At 60.1% G+C, this 22,910-nt stretch carries 23 protein-coding genes; 3 read left to right on the forward strand and 20 right to left on the reverse strand.

Annotated features, from left to right (window positions below; all coding sequences use genetic code 11):
• Positions 1–56 precede the first annotated feature (56 nt).
• The 5 genes from FHT78_RS19195 to dusB form a co-directional block, all read right to left on the reverse strand.
• On the reverse strand, positions 57–1,421 hold the full coding sequence (locus tag FHT78_RS19195) for a sigma-54 dependent transcriptional regulator (protein ID WP_183747387.1): 1,365 nt from the start codon (positions 1,419–1,421) through the stop codon (positions 57–59).
• Positions 1,411–3,678, reverse strand: a complete 2,268-nt coding sequence (locus FHT78_RS19200; RefSeq protein ID WP_183747390.1) for a PAS domain-containing sensor histidine kinase — start codon at positions 3,676–3,678, stop codon at positions 1,411–1,413. The genes FHT78_RS19195 and FHT78_RS19200 overlap by 11 nt, the downstream gene beginning before the upstream one ends.
• Before the next feature lie 181 nt (positions 3,679–3,859).
• Complete coding sequence (gene ntrC / locus FHT78_RS19205; RefSeq protein ID WP_183747393.1) at positions 3,860–5,311, reverse strand: nitrogen regulation protein NR(I); 1,452 nt, start codon at positions 5,309–5,311, stop codon at positions 3,860–3,862.
• The gene (locus tag FHT78_RS19210; RefSeq protein WP_183747396.1) at positions 5,308–6,462 is read right to left on the reverse strand and encodes a nitrogen regulation protein NR(II); all 1,155 of its coding nucleotides are present in this window, start codon (positions 6,460–6,462) and stop codon (positions 5,308–5,310) included. The genes ntrC and FHT78_RS19210 overlap by 4 nt, the downstream gene beginning before the upstream one ends.
• The gene (gene dusB, locus FHT78_RS19215) at positions 6,459–7,478 is read right to left on the reverse strand and encodes a tRNA dihydrouridine synthase DusB (RefSeq protein ID WP_183747399.1); all 1,020 of its coding nucleotides are present in this window, start codon (positions 7,476–7,478) and stop codon (positions 6,459–6,461) included. The genes FHT78_RS19210 and dusB overlap by 4 nt, the downstream gene beginning before the upstream one ends.
• Positions 7,479–7,619: 141 nt before the next feature.
• Between dusB and FHT78_RS19220 the strand changes: the two genes are divergently transcribed.
• From FHT78_RS19220 to FHT78_RS19230, 3 genes are all read left to right on the forward strand, one after another.
• Entirely contained in the window at positions 7,620–8,840 is a 1,221-nt protein-coding gene (locus FHT78_RS19220; RefSeq protein WP_183747402.1) for a bifunctional 2-C-methyl-D-erythritol 4-phosphate cytidylyltransferase/2-C-methyl-D-erythritol 2,4-cyclodiphosphate synthase, read from the forward strand.
• The gene (locus FHT78_RS19225; RefSeq protein WP_183747406.1) at positions 8,837–9,331 is read left to right on the forward strand and encodes a CinA family protein; all 495 of its coding nucleotides are present in this window, start codon (positions 8,837–8,839) and stop codon (positions 9,329–9,331) included. The genes FHT78_RS19220 and FHT78_RS19225 overlap by 4 nt, the downstream gene beginning before the upstream one ends.
• A 78-nt stretch (positions 9,332–9,409) precedes the next feature.
• Positions 9,410–9,715 (forward strand): hypothetical protein, encoded by a 306-nt coding sequence (locus tag FHT78_RS19230; protein WP_183747409.1) that lies wholly within the window; start codon positions 9,410–9,412, stop codon positions 9,713–9,715.
• Between the two features lie 4 nt (positions 9,716–9,719).
• On the opposite strand, the gene FHT78_RS19235 is transcribed toward FHT78_RS19230, so the two are convergent.
• From FHT78_RS19235 to FHT78_RS19305, 15 genes are all read right to left on the reverse strand, one after another.
• Positions 9,720–10,166, reverse strand: a complete 447-nt coding sequence (locus FHT78_RS19235; protein ID WP_183747412.1) for a type II toxin-antitoxin system RatA family toxin — start codon at positions 10,164–10,166, stop codon at positions 9,720–9,722.
• Positions 10,167–10,175: 9 nt separating this feature from the next.
• Complete coding sequence (locus tag FHT78_RS19240) at positions 10,176–10,763, reverse strand: AAA family ATPase (protein WP_183747415.1); 588 nt, start codon at positions 10,761–10,763, stop codon at positions 10,176–10,178.
• Positions 10,764–10,912: 149 nt separating this feature from the next.
• Entirely contained in the window at positions 10,913–11,884 is a 972-nt protein-coding gene (gene lipA, locus FHT78_RS19245; protein WP_183747418.1) for a lipoyl synthase, read from the reverse strand.
• A gap of 103 nt (positions 11,885–11,987) precedes the next feature.
• Complete coding sequence (locus FHT78_RS19250; RefSeq protein ID WP_183747421.1) at positions 11,988–12,236, reverse strand: GlsB/YeaQ/YmgE family stress response membrane protein; 249 nt, start codon at positions 12,234–12,236, stop codon at positions 11,988–11,990.
• 13 nt (positions 12,237–12,249) lie between these two features.
• Positions 12,250–12,504: a GlsB/YeaQ/YmgE family stress response membrane protein gene (locus FHT78_RS19255; RefSeq protein ID WP_007822459.1), complete on the reverse strand. Its 255-nt coding sequence runs from the start codon at positions 12,502–12,504 to the stop codon at positions 12,250–12,252.
• A gap of 100 nt (positions 12,505–12,604) precedes the next feature.
• On the reverse strand, positions 12,605–14,050 hold the full coding sequence (lpdA, locus tag FHT78_RS19260) for a dihydrolipoyl dehydrogenase (RefSeq protein ID WP_183747424.1): 1,446 nt from the start codon (positions 14,048–14,050) through the stop codon (positions 12,605–12,607).
• 16 nt (positions 14,051–14,066) lie between these two features.
• Positions 14,067–14,645, reverse strand: a complete 579-nt coding sequence (locus tag FHT78_RS19265; protein ID WP_183747427.1) for a GNAT family N-acetyltransferase — start codon at positions 14,643–14,645, stop codon at positions 14,067–14,069.
• A gap of 2 nt (positions 14,646–14,647) precedes the next feature.
• A complete protein-coding gene (locus FHT78_RS19270) occupies positions 14,648–15,289 on the reverse strand; it encodes an SGNH/GDSL hydrolase family protein (protein WP_183747429.1) in 642 nt (213 codons plus the stop codon).
• Positions 15,290–15,310: 21 nt separating this feature from the next.
• Entirely contained in the window at positions 15,311–16,666 is a 1,356-nt protein-coding gene (locus FHT78_RS19275) for a pyruvate dehydrogenase complex dihydrolipoamide acetyltransferase (RefSeq protein ID WP_183747433.1), read from the reverse strand.
• A gap of 15 nt (positions 16,667–16,681) precedes the next feature.
• A complete protein-coding gene (locus FHT78_RS19280) occupies positions 16,682–18,079 on the reverse strand; it encodes a pyruvate dehydrogenase complex E1 component subunit beta (RefSeq protein ID WP_183747436.1) in 1,398 nt (465 codons plus the stop codon).
• A 15-nt stretch (positions 18,080–18,094) separates the two neighbouring features.
• Complete coding sequence (gene pdhA, locus FHT78_RS19285; protein ID WP_183747439.1) at positions 18,095–19,141, reverse strand: pyruvate dehydrogenase (acetyl-transferring) E1 component subunit alpha; 1,047 nt, start codon at positions 19,139–19,141, stop codon at positions 18,095–18,097.
• A 146-nt stretch (positions 19,142–19,287) separates the two neighbouring features.
• Positions 19,288–19,608 (reverse strand): septum formation initiator family protein, encoded by a 321-nt coding sequence (locus tag FHT78_RS19290; RefSeq protein ID WP_183747442.1) that lies wholly within the window; start codon positions 19,606–19,608, stop codon positions 19,288–19,290.
• Between the two features lie 145 nt (positions 19,609–19,753).
• Positions 19,754–21,028, reverse strand: a complete 1,275-nt coding sequence (gene eno / locus FHT78_RS19295) for a phosphopyruvate hydratase (RefSeq protein ID WP_183747445.1) — start codon at positions 21,026–21,028, stop codon at positions 19,754–19,756.
• Between the two features lie 141 nt (positions 21,029–21,169).
• Positions 21,170–22,015 carry a 3-deoxy-8-phosphooctulonate synthase gene (gene kdsA / locus FHT78_RS19300; RefSeq protein WP_183747448.1) on the reverse strand — a complete coding sequence of 282 codons (846 nt, stop codon included), beginning with the start codon at positions 22,013–22,015 and terminating at the stop codon, positions 21,170–21,172.
• Positions 22,012–22,899, reverse strand: coding sequence for a VOC family protein (locus tag FHT78_RS19305; RefSeq protein ID WP_183747451.1), 888 nt, complete (start codon positions 22,897–22,899; stop codon positions 22,012–22,014). Before FHT78_RS19305 ends, kdsA begins: the two co-directional genes overlap by 4 nt.
• Positions 22,900–22,910 lie beyond the last annotated feature (11 nt).

Consider the following 22,910-nt stretch of genomic DNA (forward strand, 5'->3'; position numbering starts at 1 on the left):
AACCTGCTTAGGGCAAAGAAAGGAACAGCGCGACTTGAGCCCGCGCCGGATAAAAATCAGACGCCGAGCGACTTTAGTTTGCGGTGCAGTGCGGAGCGCTCCATGCCCACGAATTCGGCCGTGCGGGAGATGTTGCCACCGAAGCGGTTGATCTGGGCGATCAGATAATCCTTCTCGAACATCTCGCGGGCTTCGCGCAGCGGCAGTGTCATGATGTGATAATCGTTCTTGGCCGAGACCTTCGGCAGCATATCGCCAAGATCGGTCGGCAGCATGTCGGCAGTGATCGGCGCATCCGGGCCATCAGTGCGGGCAAGGATCATCAGTCGCTCGATATTATTGCGCAGCTGGCGGATATTGCCCGGCCAGTCATGGGCTTGCAGCACTGCCATGGCGTCATCGCCGATGCGGCGGGGCCGGATGCCTGCCTGTTCGGAAATCTGTCGCATGAGCTGATCGACCAGGAACGGAATATCCTCCCGACGCTCCGAAAGCTGCGGCACACGCACCGGCACGACAGCCAGGCGATGATAGAGATCCTCGCGGAACCAGCCCTCCGCGATGCGGCTTTCCAGATTGTAGGCGGTCGAGGAGATGATGCGCACATCGACCTTGACACGTTTGGAGCCGCCGACGCGTTCGAACTGCTGGTCGACCAGCACGCGCAGGATCTTGTTCTGCGTCTCGCGCGGCATTTCGCCGACTTCATCGAGATAGAGGATGCCGCGATGGGCTTCTTCGAGCGCGCCGATCTTGCGCGCCTGCCCCGGTGCACCCTCGGTGCCGAACAGCGCCACTTCCATGCGGTCGGGCGTGATGTTGGCCGCGTTCAGCGCGACGAAGGGACCGTTGGCGCGCGTCGACTTCTTGTGGATCATGCGCGCCACAAGCTCCTTGCCGGAGCCGGATGCACCGAAAATCATGATGCGGCTATTGGTGGGGGCGACCTTTTCGATCGTCTGGCGCAACTGCGAGACGGCGACCGAGGTGCCGATCAGCTCCAGCGCATCGCCGGCGCGGCGCTTCAGCTCGATGTTTTCACGCTTCAGCTTGGAATTTTCCAATGCCCTCTCGGCGATCAGGATCAGGCGGTCGGCCTTGAACGGCTTTTCGATAAAGTCGAAGGCGCCGCGCTTGATGGCGGAGACAGCCGTCTCGATATTGCCGTGGCCTGATATCATCACCACGGGAAGCTCGGGATGGCGCGTCCTGATTTCGTCCAGCAGCGTGAGGCCGTCGAGCTTGCTGCCCTGCATCCAGATATCGAGAAAGACAAGGCGCGGCACACGGTCGGAAATTGCCGCCAGCGCGCTGTCGCTGTCATGCGCCATACGCGTCTCGTGACCCTCATCGGACAGGATACCGGCAACGATCTCGCGAATGTCATGTTCATCGTCGACGACGAGAATATCAGAGGCCATAAACGCTTTCCTTGTCACTGGCTGCCGAGGCTGTGGCCACGTCGCGGCGTGGCAGATGCACGCGGATCATGGCTCCTCTTCCCTGGTCAAAATCTGCGGGTGCATCATGCAGTTCGAGCTGCCCGCCATGTTCCTCGATGATCTTCTTGACGATGGCGAGACCAAGGCCGGTGCCCTTCTCACGCATCGTCATATAGGGTTCCAGAATGCTGTGGCGGTTCTCGACAGGCAGGCCGCGGCCATTATCGATAATATCGACGGTGAAGCGGTCGCGCGCCTCGTCCAGAGAGGCGCGGACTAGGATCTTGCGCGATTCGCGTTCCTCGCTCGGCACGGCCTCGATTGCTTCCACGGCGTTCTTGATGAGATTGCCGAAGGCTTGACCCAGCATGCGGCTGTCGAAGGCGCCTTCCAGCCGTTCCTCGCCAAGCTCCTGCAGGAAGGAGATATGATTGTTGCCCATCTCGCGCAGGAAGATCGCATCGTGAAGGATGGCACGCAGGTCGCTCGGCTCCTTCGTCGGCTTCGGCATGCGGGCAAAGGCCGAGAATTCGTCGACCATGCGGCCGATATCGCCAACCTGGCGGATGATCGTGTCTGTACACTGGTCGAAGACGGCGCGGTCGTTTTCGTCAATCTGCTTGCCGTAGCGGCGGCGGATACGTTCGGCCGAGAGCTGGATCGGCGTCAGCGGATTTTTGATCTCGTGAGCGATGCGGCGCGCAACATCGCCCCAGGCGGTAGAGCGCTGGGCAATCACCAGATCCGTGATGTCATCGAGCGTAATGACGTAGGATTCGCTGAGATCTCGCACTTCTTCGCGGGTTACCTGGACGCTGAGCGTGCGCACCGTGCCGCCGCGCACCAGCGCGATCTGCTTGCGGAAATCGCCACGGTAACGTGCGGCGGCCTCCGTCAGCACCTGATCCACTTCGGGCGCGACTTCCGACAATTGCTTGCCGAGCAATTCATCGGCCCGCAACGCCATTAGGGTCTCGGCAGAACTGTTGACGATGGTAATGCGCCGGTCCTGCTCGACGCCGATGACGGCAGCCGTCACACCCGAGAGCACGGCCTCGATGAAGCGGCGGCGATCATCTACCTCGTCCTTCGCCTCCAGGATCTCGTCACGCTGTGTGCGGATTTCCGAGATCATCTTGTTGAAGGTGCGCGACAGGCTGGCAACGTCGCCATCGACCGCATGAACCGGTACGACGATATCCATGTTGCCGGATGCGACGCTATCGGCAGCGGTAATCAGCAGGCGGATCGGCCGCACGATGCGATCGGCCACCGCAATCGCAGTCCAGATCGCCGCCAGCAGCACGATCAGCGCGAAGCCGATATAGAGAACCGCAAAGGCGATCTGCAGCGAGACGCGGCCGGCTTCCATCGAACGATATTCGGTGGCGTTCTCCTCCATCATGCGCATAGCATTCATGACCTTGGGGTCGACGGCGCGCACCGTATAGAGGAAGGTTCCGGGGATAGACTCGAGTCTGATAATGGCGCCGACAAGGTTGGTCACACCGGGCGGGATCAGCGTCGGCTGGCCGGCAGCAGCCTTTTCCAGCGCATCCTGGGGGATGGCTGGCAACGGCTTTTCCGTAGCGATGTCGGCCTGGACGATAACTGATCCGTCACGCTCGACAAGGAAGGCGCCGAGAAGACCGCGGCCCCTTGCCTGGCGGGTCATCAATTCCCCGAAGCCGGTCTTGTCCAGGCTGTAAAGCGCGCGATTGCGCTCAAGGTCGTTTGCCATCGACACCGTCTGGCCCTGCAGATAGCTGGCGTTTTCCAGCATGTAAGCTTGGCCGATATTGCGGGAGGAGCTGACGATTGCCTGAGTCCTGAGCGCAAACCAGCGGTCGAGGCCGGCATTCAGCGTAATACTGGCAAAGATCGCAACAAGGATCGCCGGCGTGATCGCGACAATCGAGAAGAGCACCACGATACGGATATGCAGGCGGGCAGCCGCGCGTCCGCGCGTGCGGGCCTTGAAAAGCCGCGCAAATTCACGACCGATCAGCGCGATCAGGCCAAGCACGAAAAAGGAATTGATGACGACCGAGCCGATAACGACGTGCGAGGTCGGGGCAATCGGCGTTACGCCGAGCAGCACGAAGAGTGTGACGGTTGCGCACACCAAGGCGCCGCCGGCAAGCACCAGACCGGGTACGGCAAACAGGGCACGACGATCGGTCACCGTTGTCACCGACTCGTTCGCCGTTCCCGGCGATACCCCTTCTTCGTCCATTCAGCCTCTCTTCGAACAGCAGTGCCGTCGCGCCCAACGAGAAGCCCGACCAACGCCGGTTTGCGAAAACCGGCGTTCAAACGGCTCGATCGTGGGCGAATGTCCAACCCTATGCGTGACCTTTAAGCAACGCATTGTGGCGAAAATGCAACGCACTTTGCCACAATGTCAAGGTCGAAGGTCAGGCGGTACGGGAGCTTCTGTAGACGGAAATGCCGAGTTCGCGGATCTTTTTGCGCAGCGTATTGCGGTTCAGGCCCAGCAAATCGGCGGCTTTGATCTGGTTGCCGCGGGTGGCCGTTAATGCCGCAAGTATTAACGGATATTCCATTTCCGTTAATATGCGATCGTAAAGGCCCGGCGGCGGCAGGTTTTCGCCGAAACTGGCGAAATAGGTACGCATGTTCTCTTCGACCGCCTGGGCAATCGTCATCGTGCCGCTGCGGATCGGGCCCTTGTCGATCGGGCTATCGGGGACATCAGAGCGAAGCTCGGCGTCGATGATTTCGCGGGTGATGACATCCTGTGGATAAAGAGCCATCAGGCGGCGGATAAGGTTCTCCAGTTCGCGCACGTTGCCGGGCCAGGCATAGGCCTTCATCAGCTCCAGCGCCTCCTGATCGAAACGTTTGGAGCCGAGGCCTTCCTTTTCGGCCTGCTGGACGAAATGGCGGACGAGGTCCGGGATATCTTCCGCACGATCGCGCAGCGGCGGCAGGCGCAGCGGCACGACATTGAGTCGGTAATAGAGGTCTTCGCGGAACAGGCCCTGATTGATTGCCTGCTTCAGATCCTTGTTGGTTGCCGCCACGATCCGCACGTCGGTGCGGATCGGCGTCCGGCCGCCGACGGTCGTATATTCGCCCTGCTGCAGCACGCGCAGAAGACGCGTTTGGGCATCCATCGGCATATCGCCGATTTCATCGAGGAACAGCGTGCCGCCTTCAGCCTGTTCGAAACGACCGGTGGAGCGGGTCTGCGCACCGGTGAAGGCGCCCTTCTCGTGGCCGAAGAGTTCAGATTCAATGAGGTCGCGCGGGATGGCGGCCATGTTGATGGCGACGAAGGGGCCGTTGCGGCGCTTGCCGTAATCGTGCAGCGCACGCGCCACAAGCTCCTTGCCGGTACCGGACTCGCCGGTGATCATCAGCGTCAGGTCCGTCAGCATGAGACGGGCGAGAACGCGGTAGATTTCCTGCATCGCCGCCGAGCGGCCGACGAGCGGCATGCCGTCCTGCGTGTCGTCATCAAGCTTGGCCGGTTTTCTCTTCGGTTCGGCGAGCGCCCGGCCGATGATCCCGATCAGCTCCGTGAGGTCGAAGGGCTTGGGCAGGTAATCATAGGCGCCCTTTTCCGACGCCTTAATCGCCGTCATGAAGGTGTTCTGCGCGCTCATGACGAGAACGGGCAGGTCCGGCCGCGCCTTCTTGATGCGGGGCAGAAGGTCGAAGGCGTTCTCATCCGGCATGACGACGTCGGTCACGACGAGATCGCCCTCGCCGGCCGAAACCCAGCGCCACAGCGTCGCGGCATTGGAAGTGATGCGCACATCATAACCGGCGCGGCTCAGGGCCTGATTGAGCACCGTGCGGATGGCCGCATCGTCATCTGCAACGAGGATCGTGGCTGTCATCTATTGGGTCCTGTCGAGCTTGCAATACCGGCGTCATCAAGCGAGGCATCCTTGGAGGCCGGCATGAGGACGCGAAAAATCGTGCGGTTGTTCTGGCTGTCACATTCGATGATGCCGCCGTGATCGCCGATGATCTTGGCAACGAGGGCGAGGCCGAGACCGCTGCCATTGGTCTTGGTGGTGATGAAGGGGTCGAAAAGATGCGGCAGCAGGTCCGTCGGCACGCCGGGACCATTATCGATGACGCAGAATTCCAGCGGCAGCGAGATTTTCTCGCGCGTGCCGGCAACGGATAAGCGGATGCCGGGACGATAGGCCGTCGTCAGGATGATCTCGCCGTCCGGCCGGTCGCCGACGGCTTCGGCAGCGTTCTTCACCAGATTGAGGAAGACCTGCACGAGCTGGTCGCGATTGGCATAGACGGCCGGCAGCGACGGGTCGTAATTCTCGGTGACGCGGATATTGCGGGCGAAGCCTGCCTTGGCAACGGCCTTCACGTGATCGAGCACCGAATGGATATTGACCGGCACACGGTCGACTGGGCGCTCGTCGGAAAAGACTTCCATGCGATCGACCAGCGAGACGATGCGATCCGTCTCGTCGCAGATCAGCCGCGTCAGGGCGCGGTCGTCGTCGATGACGGACTGTTCGAGAAGCTGGGCGGCGCCCCGGATACCGGAAAGCGGGTTCTTGATCTCATGCGCGAGCATGGAAGCGAGACCCGTGACCGAGCGGGCGGCTGCGCGATGCGTCAGCTGCCGGTCGATCTTGTCTGCCATCGACCGTTCCTGGAAGACGACGACGACCGAGCCCGGCTCGGCGATGACAGGCGCGACATAGAGATCGACGAGCTTGTCCTGGCCGAGGCGCGGTGAGCTCAGATCGACGCGGTATTCGTTGACGGGTGCCTTGCGTTCGCGCACCTGATCGATCAGCGCGAGAAGCGGGCTGCCGAAGGGGATGAAGGTCGAGATGCGGTAGCGGGAGAGATGCGCAGCGCTGGCGCCGAAGAAGGCTTCGGCTTCCCAGTTCGCAAAGGCGATGAAACCGCCCTCATCCACCATGACGACGGGATTCTGGATGGCGTTCAGCACCGCCATTGCCATCGTGTTGACTGCGTTCTCGCAAGAAGCTGTGCCGTCCGTGCTCATGCAGCCTCCCGCCGCTCTACCGCACCTGCCGCTATCGCATCGCTGAAGCGAGCAATCACATCAATAGGATCGCGCGATGTCATGATCGCAGCCTTTTGCTCGCCCGGAAGATCCGGCGCGAAACGCTCCAGATACCAGCCGAGATGTTTGCGGGCGTGCCTGACGGCAACAGCCTCGCCATAGAATTCCAGCATCATGCGATAGTGCTCGACGGCAATGGCAGCGATCTCCTCGCGCTCGGGTTCACGGGCACCTGCCAGTACACCGGCATGCCACGGCCTGCCCTGGCTGCCGCGGCCGATCATGACAGCATCGGCGCCCGATCGGCGCAGGATCTCCTGCGCATCCTCAGCCGTCTCAACATCGCCATTGGCGATCAGCGGCACGGAAATGACATCGCGTACGAGGCGAATGGCATCCCAATCCGCCCTGCCCGTATAAAACTGCATGCGGGTGCGGCCATGGATGGTGATGAGTTTGACGCCCGCCTCTTCGGCGCGCATGGCTATATGGGGCGCGTTAATGGAATTTTCGTCCCAGCCGAGACGCATCTTCAGCGTCACGGGGATATCGACAGCCTTGACGGTAGCCTCGACAAGCTCGAGCGCATGATCCGGGTCGCGCATCAGTGCCGAACCGGAATAGCCACCGATGACCTTTTTGGCCGGGCAGCCCATATTGATGTCGATGATGTCGGCGCCATGATCGGCCGCGATCTTGGCGGCTTCGGCCATCCAATATGCCTCGCGACCGGCGAGCTGCACCATGTGAGGACGAAAGCCGGCAGCCCGCAGGCGCGACCAGGACTCAGCGGTGTCATTCACCAGTTCCCGGCTCGCCACCATTTCGGTCACGACGAGGCCTGCGCCATGGCGCCAGGCAAGCTGACGGAACGGCATGTCCGTGACACCCGACATAGGCGCAAGCACAACGCGGTTCTGCACGGACACGGGTCCGATTCGAAAAGGCGTTGCGAGATCTTTGGAAATCAAATGACTATCTTTCAGGCACACCATGTAGCTGCATTATTTTTAGCCATAGTTCTGCGGCTTGCCAAGAGGGTCGAGCCCGAATTGATATTTTTTGGGCAAATGCTGGAAAAGGTCCGAGCAAGACGATAGAGCAACTGAAATCTATTCCGCATATTTCAAGGATTTATGCTGCAAATGCATAGTAAGCAACCGATATCGGCTGGAATTGTCGTCGTTGCGGCGGGCCGCGGTGAACGCGCCGGATCGCATGAGGAAGGCCCCAAGCAGTACCGGATGATAGGCGGCAAGCCGGTTATCGTCCACACGCTTGAAAATTTCATGACATGGGAAGCGGCAACGCACATCGTCGTCGTCATTCACCCGGATGACGAAGCACTCTTCGCAAGAGCGTCCCGGCACATCATCTCCGCCACACCGATTGACACGGTTCACGGCGGCGCGACCCGGCAGCAATCGGTGCTGGCCGGTCTTCGGCACCTCAGGGATAAGGGCGTCAGCCATGTGCTAATCCATGACGCGGTGCGGCCCTTCTTCGATCACCAGCTTCTCGACCGGATCGCGGATAGGCTTTCGGCCGGCGCGACGGCAGTGCTGCCTGCCGTGCAGGTCGCCGATACGCTGAAGCGAGCCGGCAGCGACGGAACCGTAGCCAAGACTATTCCGCGCGACCAGCTCTATGCGGCGCAGACACCGCAATCCTTCGATTTTGCCGCCATTCTTGAAGCGCATGAGAAGGCGGCGGCGAGTGGCAGGACGGATTTCACAGACGATGCCTCGATTGCCGAGTGGCTCGGTATTCCTGTAACTATCGTCGAGGGTACACCGGCCAACGTCAAGCTGACAGTCAGAAGCGATATAACCATGGCCGACGACAAGCTCTCAAACGCTCGTATCCCGGATGTGCGCACCGGCAACGGCTATGACGTGCATCAGCTTGAGCCCGGCGACGGTGTGACGCTCTGCGGCGTCTTCATTCCGCACGACCAGAAGCTCAAGGGCCATTCGGATGCGGATGTGGCGCTGCATGCGCTGACGGACGCGCTGCTTGCCACCTGCGGCGCCGGAGATATCGGCGATCATTTCCCGCCATCCGATCCGCAATGGAAGGGGGCGGCCTCCCGTATCTTTATCGAACATGCCGCAAAAATCGTGCGCGATCATGGCGGTACCATCACCAATGCGGATGTCTCGTTGATTGCGGAAGCGCCAAAAGTCGGGCCGCATCGCGAAGCCATGCGCGCCAATCTTTCGGAGTTCCTCGGCATCGACATCGAGCGCTGCTCGGTGAAAGCCACCACCAACGAGAAGATCGGTTTCGTCGGCCGCCGCGAGGGAATTGCCGCGATCGCAACGGCAACCGTCGTCTATGGAGGCAACAAGCGATGAGCCTGTTTCCCGCAGATATCACTTCGATGGCGGAAAACATCATCCACAATTTCACGGCTGCGGGCCTGATGGTGTCGACGGCAGAGTCCTGCACCGGCGGACTGATTGCCGGCGCGCTCACGGAGATTTCAGGATCGTCCGCTGTCGTCGACCGTGGCTTCGTGACCTATACCAACACCGCCAAGATGCAGATGCTCGGCGTGCAGGAAGAGACGCTCATCCGTTTCGGCGCGGTTTCAGAGGAGACGGCCCGGCAGATGGTGCATGGCGCCCTCTTCCGCTCACGCGCCCATCTGGCGGTCGCTGTGACGGGTATTGCGGGTCCCGGCGGCGGATCGCCGGAAAAGCCGGTCGGGCTGGTGCATCTTGCGGCGAAATCGCGTTCGGGTAAGCTTGTCCATCGTAAGATGCTCTACGGAGACATTGGCCGCACGGACGTCCGGATCGAAACGATCCGCACGGCACTTCAAATGCTTATCGAAATTGTGTGATTTGAGTGACGGAACAAAAGGCAGAAATTTCAGTTTCTGCCGCGTCCAGGCAAGGGCCAGTTTTGAGGAACCAGTCAAATGAGATATTTCGCATGCATTGGTGTCGTCTTGAGCCTCGCCTGCGTTTCGGCGGCTGAAGCACCATCCAACTATCAGGTTTATGGCGGCGTGCGGGTGGATTCCGATCCGGTTCTGCTGCGCAAATATGATCATGCGCTCGGTCGCTGCGAGCCGGAAGCTATGGGCACGCGCGGATCGCCTGACACGCATGGCCTGATCTACAACGCGGCGCTCAGGGGCTGCCTCTATCGCCACGGATTCACCGATCGTGGCGCCTACGCCTATCCCGCGAACCGCCCCTTCGATCATTTCATCGATCGCTGATCGATCAGCCGTAGATCGCTGCTGCCCGCTTTTCGAAGGCTTCCGTAAACATGCGGAAAGCCCGGTCGAACATCGATCCCATGAGGGCGCCGAGAATGCGGCTCTTGAACTCATAGTCGATGAAGAAATCGACCGTGCAGCCGCCTCCATCAGCCACGACGAACCGCCAGCGGTTGTCGAGATAGCGGAATGGACCGTCGATATATTTAACGTCGATAACGCGCTCGGCCCTGTTCAGCAGGACCTGGGTCGTGAAGGTTTCACGGATCGCCTTGTAACCGACCGTCATATCGGCGATCAGCAGCTCCTTGCCGTCGCGCTCCTTGCGGTTCTTCACCGACAGAGCCTCGCAGAGCGGCAGAAACTCCGGATAACGTTCAACATCTGATACCAGGTCGAACATCTGGTCGGGCGTGTGCGGGACAGGGCGATGCGTTTCGAATTGCGGCATGAAGCGCAGTTAAGCCGGCACACCGAGAAGATCAAGAAGCGCGCGCATCTGGCGACGGGATTTCACCTGCAAAACGGGTACATGCGGTCCGTAGGCAGCAATCGCTTCAATGATGCGCGGCGTAAACTTCTTCTCGAACGTCCAGATGAACTCCAGAAACTGCCAGTCGACCTTTTCGATACAACCAGGCGCCATTTCCGGACGCGAGCGGCCAAGATGCTTCAGCCAGCGCGTCAGCACGCCCCAGATGCAAAGCAGGCGCGGCATTCGCACCCAAATGACGATGTCCGTGCGCGGCAGGCGGATATCGAACGTGGACGTATTGGTGCCATCCATAATCCAGCGCTCATCGGCAATCCTGTCGACGATGCGCTGACATTGTTCCTCCTTGCTGCGTTGAACCCAGCCGGGCAGCCACCTGATGTCGCGGTCGATGGACAGGTAAGTCAAGTCGAAATGGCTTGCCAGCTTCTGCGCAAGCGTCGACTTGCCACCGCCCGAGCAGCCGATGACCATGATGCGCCTTGCGTCACGGATCCGGCCGGCAGCAAAGACGTCATCGACATAGTTGATCGTTTGGTCGGCCTGCCCTTGCATACTTCCAGTCCTCCTCGCCGTTTGCCAATGGCAACCGGGAAAGCGGCGTACCGGCTAGCTGCTTCACGTGACCTGAAGATGACAACAAGCGCATCAAAAAAGACCGCGACAAAAATCGTCGCGGTCCCATCAAACCAAGAGGTAAGTTCTTACTCTGCCGCCAGCAGCAGCTTCTTCTCGCGTGCAGCCTTTAGGCGGGCGAAGTCGTCGCCGGCATGGTGCGAGGAGCGCGTCAGCGGGCTGGAAGCGACCATCAGGAAGCCCTTGGTGTAGGCGACCGTCTCGTAGGACTTGAACTCTTCCGGCGTGACGAATCTTTCGACCTTGTGGTGCTTGCGGGTCGGCTGCAAATACTGGCCGATCGTCAGGAAATCGACATCGGCGGTGCGCAGGTCATCCATGAGCTGAAGAACCTCGTTCCGTTCTTCGCCGAGGCCGACCATGATGCCCGACTTGGTGAACATGGTGGGGTCGAGTTCCTTCACGCGCTGCAGCAGGCGGATGGAATGGAAATAGCGTGCGCCAGGACGAACCGTCAGGTAGTTGCCGGCGACCGTTTCCATATTGTGGTTGAAGACATCGGGCTTGGCGGCGACAACGCGTTCCAAAGCGCCGGGCTTCTTCAGGAAGTCGGGCGTCAGGATTTCGATCGTCGTGAGCGGCGATGCGGCACGGATTGCCCAGATCACCTTTTCGAAATGTTCGGCGCCGCCGTCTTCCAGATCATCGCGGTCGACGGATGTGATGACGACGTGGCTCAGGCCCATCTGCTTGACGGCTTTGGCGACGTTTTCCGGCTCGGCCAGATCGAGCGCGTTCGGTCTGCCGGTCGCGACGTTGCAGAAGGCGCAGGCGCGAGTACAGATTTCACCCATGATCATGAAGGTGGCGTGCTTCTTGTCCCAGCACTCGCCGATATTCGGGCAGCCCGCTTCTTCGCAGACGGTGACGAGCTTGTGCTCCTTCACGATCGAACGGGTTTCGGCGTATCCTTTCGAGGTCGGCGCCTTCACACGAATCCAGTCCGGCTTGCGCAGGACTTCCGTATCCGGGCGATGCGCCTTTTCCGGATGCCGCACGCGCTTTGCGTCTGGATTGATCGTGTCGAGAATGGTGACCATGTCAGTTCAACTTTCCGCCGCTCCATGCGGCTCGGATTGCCATATTACGCATCGTTCGTTTATTCAAATCTTTCGACGTGAGAGATGCGCCCTGTCTTCGCACTTATCTTCGAACCAGCCGCGCGAAGAATATCAGTAGGCAGGCGCCGACGAAGCCCGTCACGAAATAGCCGAATCTTCCGCCAGCAACCTCGATATGGAACTGCGCCAGGATGGCGGTGGCCACGACCGAGCCGACAATGCCGAGCACGATGTTCAGCAATATGCCGTAACGCGCTTCCATCAGCTTGCCCGCAAGCCAGCCTGCAAGTCCGCCGATGATGATTGCCGAAATCCAGCCGACGCCTTCCATCCTATCCCTTGCCCTATGCTATCGCCCTTGCAATCAGCACCACGACAATGGCGCCGACTGTTGCGTGGATGATCTGAACCACCAATGCATTTTCAATGCCCAGCGAAATCCCCAGCGCATTGAACAGAAACCCGCCCACGAACGCGCCGATGATGCCGCTCAGGAGGCATCGTATCAACCCACCTCCGCCGACGACCAGGCTTGCGAGAAAGCCCGCGACCAGGCCGATCAGCAGAAAGATGAGAAGCGACTGCGTGCCCATAGACATGATGATTTCCTTTCGTTTTTTCCAGCCTATCCGAGGATGGATTTTCCATCCTGTGGATGGCTTTTTGCCACCACGGGATAAAGAGCGGCCAAGGAAATTATCAAGCGTTCAGAACGCGGCCGTAAGCATCGAGCACGCTTTCCTTCATCGTCTCCGAAATGGTCGGATGCGGGAAGATTGTGTGCATCAGTTCTTCTTCGGTCGTTTCCAGGTTCATGGCGACGACGAAGCCCTGAATGAGTTCGGTGACTTCGGCGCCGACCATGTGGGCGCCAAGCAATTCGCCGGTCTTCTTGTCGAAGATGGTCTTGACCAGACCCTGGTCCTCGCCGAGCGCGACAGCCTTGCCGTTGGCGCTGAAGGGAAAGCGGCCGACGCGGATATCGCGACCCAGTTCCTTGGCCTTGGCTTCGGTCAGGCCGACGGAGGCGACCTGCGGGTTGCAATAGGTGCAACCGGGGATCTTCTGCCTGTCCATCGGATGAACATTCGGCAAGCCGGCGATCTTTTCGACGCAGATGACGCCCTCATGCTCGGCCTTGTGGGCGAGAAGCGGCGCGCCGGCGACATCACCGATTGCGTAAATGCCAGGCACGTTGGTCTTGCCGTAGCCGTCGATGGCGATGAAGCCGCGATCGGTCTTCACGCCGACGGCCTCAAGGCCGATGCCTTCGATATTGGCCTGCACGCCGACGGCCGAGATCATGCGGTCAGCGGTGATGGTCTCGGTCGTGCCATCCTTCTTCTCGATGGTGGCGGTGATCGAGTTGGCCCCCTTCTCCACCTTGGCGACCTTGGCCTCCAGGTGGATCTTCATGCCCTGGCGTTCGAACTGCTTCTTGGCGAGCGCGGAGATTTCCGCATCCTCGACAGGCATGACCTGGCTCATGATTTCGACGACAGTGACGTCGACGCCCATGGTACGATAGAAGCTTGCGAATTCGATGCCGATAGCGCCCGAGCCCATGACGAGCAGGGACTTCGGCAGTTGGTCGGCCTTCATCGCTTCGAAATAGGTCCAGATCAGCTTGCCGTCCGGCTCGATGCCCGGCAGGGCGCGCGGACGGGCGCCGGTCGCAACGATGATGTGCTTGGCGGTGTAGGTACCCTCGCCCAGCGCATTCTTCGGCACCGGCCCCATCGGCTCCATGGGTTTCTTCGTCGTCTTTGAAACGACAATCTCGCCGGGTTTGGTGATCTTGGCTTCGCCCCAGATAACATCGACCTTGTTCTTCTTGAACAGGAAACCGACGCCGTTGTTCATGCGATGTGCGATGCCGCGTGAACGGGTGACGATCGCCTTGATATCGGGCTTGATCGTGCCTTCCAGCACGAGGCCGTAGTCCTTGCCATGCTGGGCGGTATGAAGGACGTCTGCCGAGCGCAGCAGCGCCTTGGTTGGGATGCAGCCCCAGTTTGAGCAGATGCCAGCGAGATGTTCGCGCTCGACGCAGGCGACCTTGAGGCCGAGCTGCGCTGCGCGGATGGCGGCGATATAACCGCCGGGACCGGAGCCGATGACGATGACGTCGTAGGATTGAGCCATTGCTTTCCTGCCTTTGTTACGCTTCCGCGCGGGTCATCAAAACCCATGCGTGCTTCCTGCTGTTGTCGCAGAGCGGCACGGCATCCATGCGGGCCGCTTCCGAAAATCCGTTTCTTCCATAAAGCGACAGTGCCGCTTCGTTACTATCCGACGTGATCAGGCTAACCGGCAATCCATCCGCCTTTTCTATCTGGTCTTCGAGCAGCCTTTTGCCGATACCGATGCCGCGCATATGGCGATAGACCGCGAGGCTGCCGATAAACCAGTTCCCGATCACCGATCTCTGCATCGCCAGCATCGGCTCTATGGCCGGATGCCGCGCTTCGAGATCGCGTATGCCTTCATCCACTTCATAGCCGATCGCCATTCCAGCGATCTCGTCATAGGCCTCGCCGATGACGGCATTCTTCCAGCCGCCGAGCGCCTCGTCGCTCATCTTCAGCCGGCCTCGCTCCAGCGGCGTGTCGCTCATGCCGCTTGCAACATCGGCAAACCAGAGCCATGAAGCAAAGCCATGGGACGCGATATCCGCCAGAATCGCCAGTTCCGAAGCATCCCTACGAGAGGCTTTCCGGAGGGCAAGGAAGGCGGCCACCTTCAAAGGCCCAGCATCATCCGCACGATCGGCTCAAGACCACGCCCGAGCGCACGCGTATTCTCCGCATCAAGGTGAATGCCGTCGAGCGGCGTGGTCCTTGCGACGGAATTGCCGTCGAAGAAGCCACAGCCGAGTTCATCGGCAAGGTCACGGTAAAGCGTGGGAAGCTTTGCCGATTCCTCGATTCCGCCGGGGAAAGATGCTGCGAAGGGCACATTGCCCGTCTCGCAGATCGCCGGCGGCGCCACGATCAGAATGTCCGGTCCATCGAATTCAAAGGGCCAGGCATGATTGCGGATCAGCCGCACCAGACGGCCGATACCCTGACATGCGGCAAAAGCCGAGCCTGCGACAACCGGCTTCATGTCGTTGGTGCCAAGCAGCAGAATGACGAGATCGAGCGGCGCATGCGTCTGCAGGATGGTCGGCAGAATGCGTGCGCCATTGCGATCGCAATCGGCAAGATGGTCGTCAAAGGCGGTGGTGCGGCCGTTCAGGCCTTCCGCGATGACGCGAGCCTCGCTTCCGAGCGTTGCCTGAAGCACGCTCGGCCAGCGGTTCTCGTAGGCATGACGGCCGATCGTGTCGGCGTCATACCCCCAGGTCAGCGAGTCACCATAGCAAAGAACAGTCTTCGTCATGTCCGCCCTCCCGCGTCCTGCTTAGACCAGCATGCCCATCGGATTTTCGATGTAGCCCTTGAAGGCCTGCAGCAGCTCGGCACCGAGAGCGCCGTCAACGCAACGATGATCGGTCGACAGCGTCACGGTCATGACCGTCGCAATCGCCATTTCGCCGTTCTTGACGATGACGCGCTGCTCACCCGCGCCGACTGCGAGGATCGTCGCATGCGGCGGATTGATGACGGCTGCGAAATTCTTCACGCCCATCATGCCCATGTTGGAGACCGACGTCGTGCCGCCCTGATATTCCTCGGGCTTCAGCTTGCGGTCCTTCGCACGCTTGCCGAGATCACGCATCTCGTTTGAGATGACGGAGAGCGTCTTCTCCTCGGCCTTGCGGACGATCGGAGTGATCAAGCCGCCGGGGATGGAGACGGCCACGCCGACATCGGCGTGCTTGTGCTTGACCATGGCGCTTTCAGTCCACGAGACGTTGGCGTCAGGCACATCGCGCAAGGCCAAAGCCATGGCCTTGATGACCATGTCGTTGACAGAGAGCTTGTATGCCGGAGCGCCGTCCTTGCGGGGAGCGGCATCGTTCAGCTGGGCACGCAGCGCCATCAGCGCGTCGAGTTCACAATCGACCGAAACGTAGAAATGCGGAACGGTCTGCTTGGATTCGACAAGGCGGCGGGCGATCGTCTTGCGCATGCCGTCATGCGGCACGAGCTCGTAGGAGCCCTGCTCGAAGAGCTTGAGCACGGCTTCGTCCGAAGCGCCCTTCGGAGCGGCAGCGGCTGGGGCCGGTGCAGCAGCCTGCGGGGCAGCCGCAGCAGCAGCCGGGGCAGCTTTGGCGCCACCACCTGCTGCGACAGCCTCGATATCGCTCTTGACGACGCGGCCATGCGGACCGGTGCCGGCAACGGCGGAAATATCGATACCGGCTTCCTTGGCAAGGCGGCGGGCAAGCGGAGAGGAGAAGGTGCGCGCGCCGTTCGCAGAGACTGCAGCCGGCGCAGGAACAGCGGCCGGAGCCGACGGTGCCGGAGCAGGTGCGACCTCAGCCTTTGTTTCGGCCTGAGCCGGAGCAGGGGCAGCCTTCGGTGCCGGAGCGGCAGAGCCGGCGCCGCTTGCAGCAGCGGCGACATCTTCGCCATCGGCGGCGAGAACGGCGATCAGGGCATTGACCTTCACGCCTTCGGTACCGGCCGGAACGACGATCTTGGCAACAGTGCCTTCGTCGACAGCTTCGACTTCCATCGTCGCCTTGTCGGTTTCAATCTCGGCGATCACATCGCCGGACTTGACCTTATCGCCTTCCTTGACCAGCCACTTGGCCAGATTGCCTTCTTCCATGGTCGGAGAGAGGGCGGGCATCGTGATATTGATCGGCATGGAAAGGCCCTCCCCTTATTTGTAGCAAACGGCTTTCACCGCATCGACCACTTCGCCGACATTCGGAAGCGCGAGCTTCTCGAGATTGGCGGCGTAAGGCATCGGAACGTCCTTGCCTGCAATCGTCAGGATCGGCGCATCGAGGTAGTCGAAGGCCTGCTGCATTACGCGGGTGGCGATTTCGGTGCCGACGGAATTCTGCGGATAGCCTTCCTCGACGGTGACCAGACGGCCGGTTTTCTTGACCGACTCGATCACGGTCGGAAGATCCATCGGACGAAGCGTGCGCAGATCGATCAGTTCGACATCGATGCCGAGCTTTTCAAGCTCGGCGACTGCCTTCGTCGCATAGGTCATGCCGATGCCGAAGGAGACGACGGTGGCATCCTTGCCCGGACGATGGATGCGGGCCTTGCCTATCGGCAGAACGAAATTATCAAGCTTCGGCACATCGAAATGCTGGCCGTAGAGAATTTCGTTTTCAAGGAAGACGACCGGGTTCGGATCCCGGATCGCAGCCTTCAGCAGACCCTTGGCGTCGGATGCCGTGTAGGGCATGACGACCTTCAGACCTGGGATCGCGCTGTACCAGGCCGCGTAGTCCTGGCTGTGCTGGGCGCCGACGCGGGCAGCAGCGCCATTCGGGCCGCGGAAGACGATAGGAGCGCCCATCTGGCCGCCAGACATGTAGAGCGTCTTCGCAGCGGAGTTGATGATCTGGTCGATCGCTTGCATGGCGAAGTTGAAGGTCATGAACTCGACGATCGGCTTCAGGCCGGCCATGGCAGCACCAACGCCGACGCCGGCAAAACCGTGTTCGGTGATCGGCGTGTCGATAACGCGGCGAGCGCCGAACTCCTGCAGAAGACCCTGGGTCACCTTGTAGGCGCCCTGATATTCGGCGACCTCCTCGCCCATGACGAAGACGTTGTCATCGGCGCGCATTTCTTCAGCCATGGCATCGCGAAGCGCTTCACGCACCGTCATCGACACCATCTCGGTACCATTAGGGATTTCCGGATCATTCGGCACGAAAGTCTTGGGTTCGGCCGGAACTGGAGCGGCAGCCGAACCAGTATTCGTCGGCTTCTCTTCCTGCGCGACCTGCGGGGCGGCAACTGGAGCCGGCTGAGCGGCAGCCGGGGCGGCAGAAATCGCGTCGGCGGATTCGCCGTCCTGCAGCAGGATAGCGATCTTGGCATTCACCTTGACACCTTCGGTGCCGGCCGGAACCAGCAGCTTGCCGATGACGCCTTCATCGACGGCTTCGACTTCCATCGTCGCCTTGTCGGTTTCAATTTCGGCAATCACGTCACCGGACGTGACCTTGTCGCCTTCATTCTTGAGCCACTTGGACAGCGTGCCTTCTTCCATCGTCGGAGAAAGGGCGGGCATGAGGATATCGATAGGCATGGGTTCCCTCCCCGATTAGAGCAGAATGTCGGTATAGAGCTCGGATACATCCGGCTCCGGATCGGCTTGGGCGAAATCGGCGCTGTCGGCGACGATGTCGCGGACTTCCTTGTCGATCGCCTTCAGATCCTCTTCGGTCGCCCAGCCCTTTTCCATCACGCGCAGGCGCACCTGCTCGATCGGGTCCTGCTCGGAGCGCATCTTCTGCACTTCTTCCTTGGTGCGGTACTTTGCCGGGTCTGACATGGAGTGACCACGATAACGATAAGTCAGCATTTCCAGAATGATTGGCCCCTTGCCGGAGCGGCAATGTTCGAGCGCCTCGTCGGCAGCCGCCTTGACGGCGCGCACATCCATGCCATCGACCTGGACACCGGGAATGCCGAAACCGGAACCGCGCAGCGAATAATTCGACTGCGCCGTGGCGCGGGCCGTCGAGGTGCCCATGGCGTAGCGGTTGTTTTCGACGATGTAGATGATCGGCAGTTTCCAGAGTGCTGCCATGTTGAAGCTTTCGTAGACCTGGCCCTGGTTGGCCGCACCGTCACCGAAATAGGCGACAGCAACCGAGTCGTTGCCGCGATACCTGTTGGCGAAGGCGAGACCGGTGCCGAGCGACACCTGCGCACCGACGATGCCGTGGCCGCCGTAGAAATGCTTCTCCTTGGAGAACATGTGCATGGAGCCGCCCTTGCCGCGCGAATAACCGCTGCGGCGGCCGGTCAGTTCGGCCATGACGCCGCGGGCTTCCATGCCGGTGGCCAGCATATGACCGTGGTCGCGATAGGCGGTGATGACCTGATCGCCTTCCTTCTGCGCCATCTGCATGCCGACGACGACAGCTTCCTGGCCGATATAAAGGTGACAGAAACCACCGATGAAACCCATGCCGTATAACTGGCCTGCCTTTTCCTCGAAACGGCGGATGAGCAGCATCTCGCGATAAGCCTTCAGCTCTTCCTCGCGATCGAAATCGGCGATGGGACCGCCATTCGATGCCTTGGCTGCAGATTTAGCACTGGTTTTGCGGCTGGAAACGGTCGCGGTTTTGCGCAACGCCATTCAACCCTCCCTATGGGTTTATCGGTTCTCAGGTGGCGCGTACCATAGGGAAGAAAAATGACCACAGCAATGCCATATTTGCATGGCTCGTATTCGCCGATAAGCTATTGATAAACAACAAAAATTTCTGATTAACTTAAATTCGGTTAATTGCGATAATGGTTGTAAATCACAATCTCATCACCGCGCGACATGTTGAGCTGATACCGCGCTTTTTCGTCGAGCATATCCTTATCCAGCGAGCCGTCGCTGAGCAACGCGACTTGCGCTTCCAGATGCTCGCGCTTGGCCTTCAGCACGGCCAGTTCCTTTTCGCGCGCGACACGCTGCCGTTCGAACGCCTCCGTCGCACGCAAACCATAGTCACCGTGAATGCAATGATAACCGAAATAGGAGAGGAAGGCGACCGTCATGGCCGGAATGACGAAGCGACCGGTCTTTCTCTTCTTATGATGCTTTGTCCACATACACTTATGCTCTGACGCATTACCAATCATTTCAACTTAACGCGCAGAGTTTAACCGTTCGTTGACTCTGAGCGATTCCGGAAGAGACTCAACAAAAAACCCGCGCCGGAGCGCGGGTTCCAAATGCCTGATTTCCAAGATCGTATTAGCCGCGGATGATGGAGCGGCCGGCATACTGAGCCTGGGGGCCGAGACCTTCTTCTATACGGATAAGCTGGTTGTACTTGGCAAGGCGATCCGAGCGCGACAGCGAGCCGGTCTTGATCTGGCCGCAGTTGGTGGCAACCGCGAGATCGGCGATCGTGGAGTCTTCCGTTTCGCCCGAACGGTGCGACATGACGGCAGTGTAGGCTGCCTTGTGCGCGGTGTTGACCGCATCGAGCGTTTCCGTCAGCGAGCCGATCTGATTGACCTTGACGAGGATCGAATTGGCGACGCCCATGCGGATACCATCGCGCAGACGAGCCGAGTTGGTAACAAAAAGGTCATCGCCGACCAGCTGGCACTTCTTACCGACAAGATCGGTCAGCGTCTTCCAACCTTCCCAATCGTCTTCCGCCATGCCGTCTTCGACGGAAATGATCGGGTACTTGCCGACGAGTTCCGCGAGGTATTCGGCCATTGCACCCGGTTCGAGCGTGCGACCTTCGCCTTCCATCACATACTTGCCGTCCTTGAAGAATTCCGTAGAGGCGCAATCGAGACCGAGATAGATGTCCTCACCCGGCTTGTAGCCGGCCTTCTCAACCGACTTCATGATGAAATCGAGGGCTTCCGGAGCGCTCTTCAGGCCCGGCGCGAAACCGCCTTCGTCGCCGACGTTGGTGTTGTGTCCCTGGGCAGCGAGTTCCTTACGCAGCGTATGGAACACTTCCGAACCCATGCGGACGGCTTCACGGATCGAATCTGCACCAACCGGCAGGATCATGAATTCCTGGAAATCGATCGGGTTATCGGCGTGGGCGCCGCCGTTGATAATGTTCATCATCGGAACCGGCAGCAGACTTGCGGAAGCGCCGCCGACGTATCGGTAAAGCGGCAGGCCGGAGGCCTGCGCGGCGGCCTTGGCGACGGCGAGCGAAACGCCGAGGATGGCATTGGCGCCGAGGCGCGACTTATTCGGCGTGCCGTCGAGCTCGATCATGATCTTGTCGATCTGGATCTGATTTTCGGCGTCGATGCCGCCGATCGCGTCGAAGATCTCGGTATTTGCCGCTTCGACAGCCTTCTCGACACCCTTGCCGAGATAGCGCTTGCCGCCATCGCGCAGTTCAACGGCTTCATGCGCGCCAGTCGAAGCACCCGAGGGAACAGCCGCGCGGCCCATGCTGCCGTCTTCGAGATAGACATCGACTTCGACAGTGGGGTTGCCACGGCTATCGAGAATCTCGCGGGCGATGATATCGGTAATTGCAGTCATGATCTCTTCCTGCTCGGTGGGTGGATAAATCGTTTGAAACCGTCTTAATCGAAGGTGCGCAAATTACAATGGCACTTTGCCGCGCCTCCGAAGTGCATGTCCCATCGTCGCTATAGCACGATCATGTCAGGCTGTTGACTGTCAGCCCTTGGCGACCGCGTCAAAGGCCAGAAGCTTTTCCAAAAGCCGTGGCATCTCCTTGAGATAGAGCATGTTCGGGCCATCGGAAGGAGCGTTGTCCGGATCCTCATGGGTTTCGATGAAAATACCCGCGACGCCGGCGGCGACTGCTGCGCGCGCCAGCGTTTCGACGAATTCGCGCTGACCACCGGAGGAATCGCCCTGCCCACCTGGCTGAGCTACGGAATGGGTGGCGTCAAAGATCACAGGAGCACCCATCGCCGCCATGATCGGCAGGGAGCGCATATCGGACACCAGAGTATTGTAGCCGAAGGAAACGCCTCGCTCGCAGAGCAATACATTCGGATTGCCGCTGGCATTCAGCTTGCCCAGCACGTTCTTCATGTCCCAGGGGGCGAGGAACTGGCCCTTCTTGACATTGACGGCACGACCCGTCTTGGCGGCGGCAACCAGAAGATCCGTCTGGCGGCAGAGGAAGGCTGGAATCTGTAGTACATCGACGGTTTCGGCGACAACAGCGCATTGTTCTGCCGTGTGAACGTCCGTCAGGACGGGAAAGCCGAACTCCTTCTTGAGATCGGCAAAAACTTCCATTGCCTTTTCCAAGCCGATACCGCGCTTGGCGGAAATCGAGGTACGGTTCGCCTTGTCATAGGAGGTCTTGTAGACGAGGCCGATGTCGAGCTTGGCGCACAGCTCCTTCAGCGTGCCACCAACCATGAAAGCATGCTCGCGGCTTTCCATCTGGCAGGGTCCTGCGATGAGCGAAAGCTTGGCGGAATTGGAAAACAGAACCTGGCCAGCGCCTTCGCCGATCCGGACCTCTGCATTGGTATTGGAGCTCATGATGTTTCCTCGAAGGCGAAGAGCACGCCCTGCCCGGGCGTTGGCTTCACCAGAATACGGTTGCCCTTGCGTGTATAGGTCACCCCGTTAGCAGCCAAATGCGCTTCTGTCACGGCCAGATCGCCGACGGCAAAGAGGACGGCCCGGCCGCGCAGGCCGCGATCGGTATCCGGTATCACCAGATCGTAGTAGGCCTCCAGCCCCTCAGGGGTCATCAGGCTGATTTTCGCTTTTCCGGTAGGGACGTCCAGCCCGAAACTCGTTTCCTCCGCAGAGGCAGCTTTTGCGGCCGTGCGAACGAACTCGCTGAAGGCTGCCGGCTCCTGCGCAGTGAGAACAATCTCGGCAATGTTTGTCACGCCGTTGGCATGAGTCTCCAGCGCGCTGCGGTCGGCAGGAAGCGGGTTGACGCGCTCGACAGCGAAGAGAAAGAAATCCGGGGCCCGGAGATCGCCGGCAAAAGCGAGCCGAAAGCCGGCAACGCTTTCGGTACCATCAGGCATTTTCACAGGACGTTCGAACTGCAGCACAGAACCTGCACTTATGCCGTCCCTCGCGAACCGAGTATGTTCATGCCTCGCATCCGCTATCGCGAAGGCGATGGCGGACAGTCCCTCGCCGCCGCAGCGGAAGCGGAAAGCCTGGTTGCGGGCAGTAAAAACATTCCCCTCACGCGCCGTCTCCTCGCTTTCCTCCACACTCGCGACACCCAACGGCTCGATATAGGTTTTGTCGGCGAAGAAAACGCAGGCATTTTCCGTGCCGAAGGGATGCCGGGCATCGGGCGCGACGGTAAAGCCCAGCTTGCCCAGCCTTTCGCGCGCAAGGTCAATATCGGTAACCGGCAAAACGAGATGGTCGATCGGAAGCGTTTCTTGGCTCATCAGTTCCCTCC

Origin of the sequence: Rhizobium sp. BK196, from assembly GCF_014193255.1 — a bacterium.
GTDB lineage: Bacteria > Pseudomonadota > Alphaproteobacteria > Rhizobiales > Rhizobiaceae > Rhizobium.

What these genes read in the sequence shown, in the direction of transcription:
- FHT78_RS19210 (WP_183747396.1), bottom strand. Translation starts at nt 6,462, where the DNA reads ATGAGCACGGACGGCACAGCTTCTTGCGAGAACGCAGTCAACACGATG.
- FHT78_RS19250 (WP_183747421.1), bottom strand. Translation starts at nt 12,236, where the DNA reads ATGGAAGGCGTCGGCTGGATTTCGGCAATCATCATCGGCGGACTTGCA.
- eno (WP_183747445.1), bottom strand. Translation starts at nt 21,028, where the DNA reads ATGACTGCAATTACCGATATCATCGCCCGCGAGATTCTCGATAGCCGT.
- FHT78_RS19200 (WP_183747390.1), bottom strand. Translation starts at nt 3,678, where the DNA reads ATGGACGAAGAAGGGGTATCGCCGGGAACGGCGAACGAGTCGGTGACA.
- FHT78_RS19270 (WP_183747429.1), bottom strand. Translation starts at nt 15,289, where the DNA reads ATGACGAAGACTGTTCTTTGCTATGGTGACTCGCTGACCTGGGGGTAT.
- ntrC (WP_183747393.1), bottom strand. Translation starts at nt 5,311, where the DNA reads ATGACAGCCACGATCCTCGTTGCAGATGACGATGCGGCCATCCGCACG.
- FHT78_RS19280 (WP_183747436.1), bottom strand. Translation starts at nt 18,079, where the DNA reads ATGCCTATCGATATCCTCATGCCCGCCCTTTCTCCGACGATGGAAGAA.
- FHT78_RS19230 (WP_183747409.1), top strand. Translation starts at nt 9,410, where the DNA reads ATGAGATATTTCGCATGCATTGGTGTCGTCTTGAGCCTCGCCTGCGTT.
- FHT78_RS19255 (WP_007822459.1), bottom strand. Translation starts at nt 12,504, where the DNA reads ATGTCTATGGGCACGCAGTCGCTTCTCATCTTTCTGCTGATCGGCCTG.
- FHT78_RS19235 (WP_183747412.1), bottom strand. Translation starts at nt 10,166, where the DNA reads ATGCCGCAATTCGAAACGCATCGCCCTGTCCCGCACACGCCCGACCAG.
- FHT78_RS19290 (WP_183747442.1), bottom strand. Translation starts at nt 19,608, where the DNA reads ATGTGGACAAAGCATCATAAGAAGAGAAAGACCGGTCGCTTCGTCATT.
- FHT78_RS19240 (WP_183747415.1), bottom strand. Translation starts at nt 10,763, where the DNA reads ATGCAAGGGCAGGCCGACCAAACGATCAACTATGTCGATGACGTCTTT.
- lipA (WP_183747418.1), bottom strand. Translation starts at nt 11,884, where the DNA reads ATGGTCACCATTCTCGACACGATCAATCCAGACGCAAAGCGCGTGCGG.
- FHT78_RS19195 (WP_183747387.1), bottom strand. Translation starts at nt 1,421, where the DNA reads ATGGCCTCTGATATTCTCGTCGTCGACGATGAACATGACATTCGCGAG.
- FHT78_RS19225 (WP_183747406.1), top strand. Translation starts at nt 8,837, where the DNA reads ATGAGCCTGTTTCCCGCAGATATCACTTCGATGGCGGAAAACATCATC.
- dusB (WP_183747399.1), bottom strand. Translation starts at nt 7,478, where the DNA reads ATGGTGTGCCTGAAAGATAGTCATTTGATTTCCAAAGATCTCGCAACG.
- FHT78_RS19220 (WP_183747402.1), top strand. Translation starts at nt 7,620, where the DNA reads ATGCTGCAAATGCATAGTAAGCAACCGATATCGGCTGGAATTGTCGTC.
- FHT78_RS19275 (WP_183747433.1), bottom strand. Translation starts at nt 16,666, where the DNA reads ATGCCGATCAATATCACGATGCCCGCCCTCTCTCCGACCATGGAAGAA.
- kdsA (WP_183747448.1), bottom strand. Translation starts at nt 22,015, where the DNA reads ATGAGCTCCAATACCAATGCAGAGGTCCGGATCGGCGAAGGCGCTGGC.
- pdhA (WP_183747439.1), bottom strand. Translation starts at nt 19,141, where the DNA reads ATGGCGTTGCGCAAAACCGCGACCGTTTCCAGCCGCAAAACCAGTGCT.
- lpdA (WP_183747424.1), bottom strand. Translation starts at nt 14,050, where the DNA reads ATGGCTCAATCCTACGACGTCATCGTCATCGGCTCCGGTCCCGGCGGT.
- FHT78_RS19305 (WP_183747451.1), bottom strand. Translation starts at nt 22,899, where the DNA reads ATGAGCCAAGAAACGCTTCCGATCGACCATCTCGTTTTGCCGGTTACC.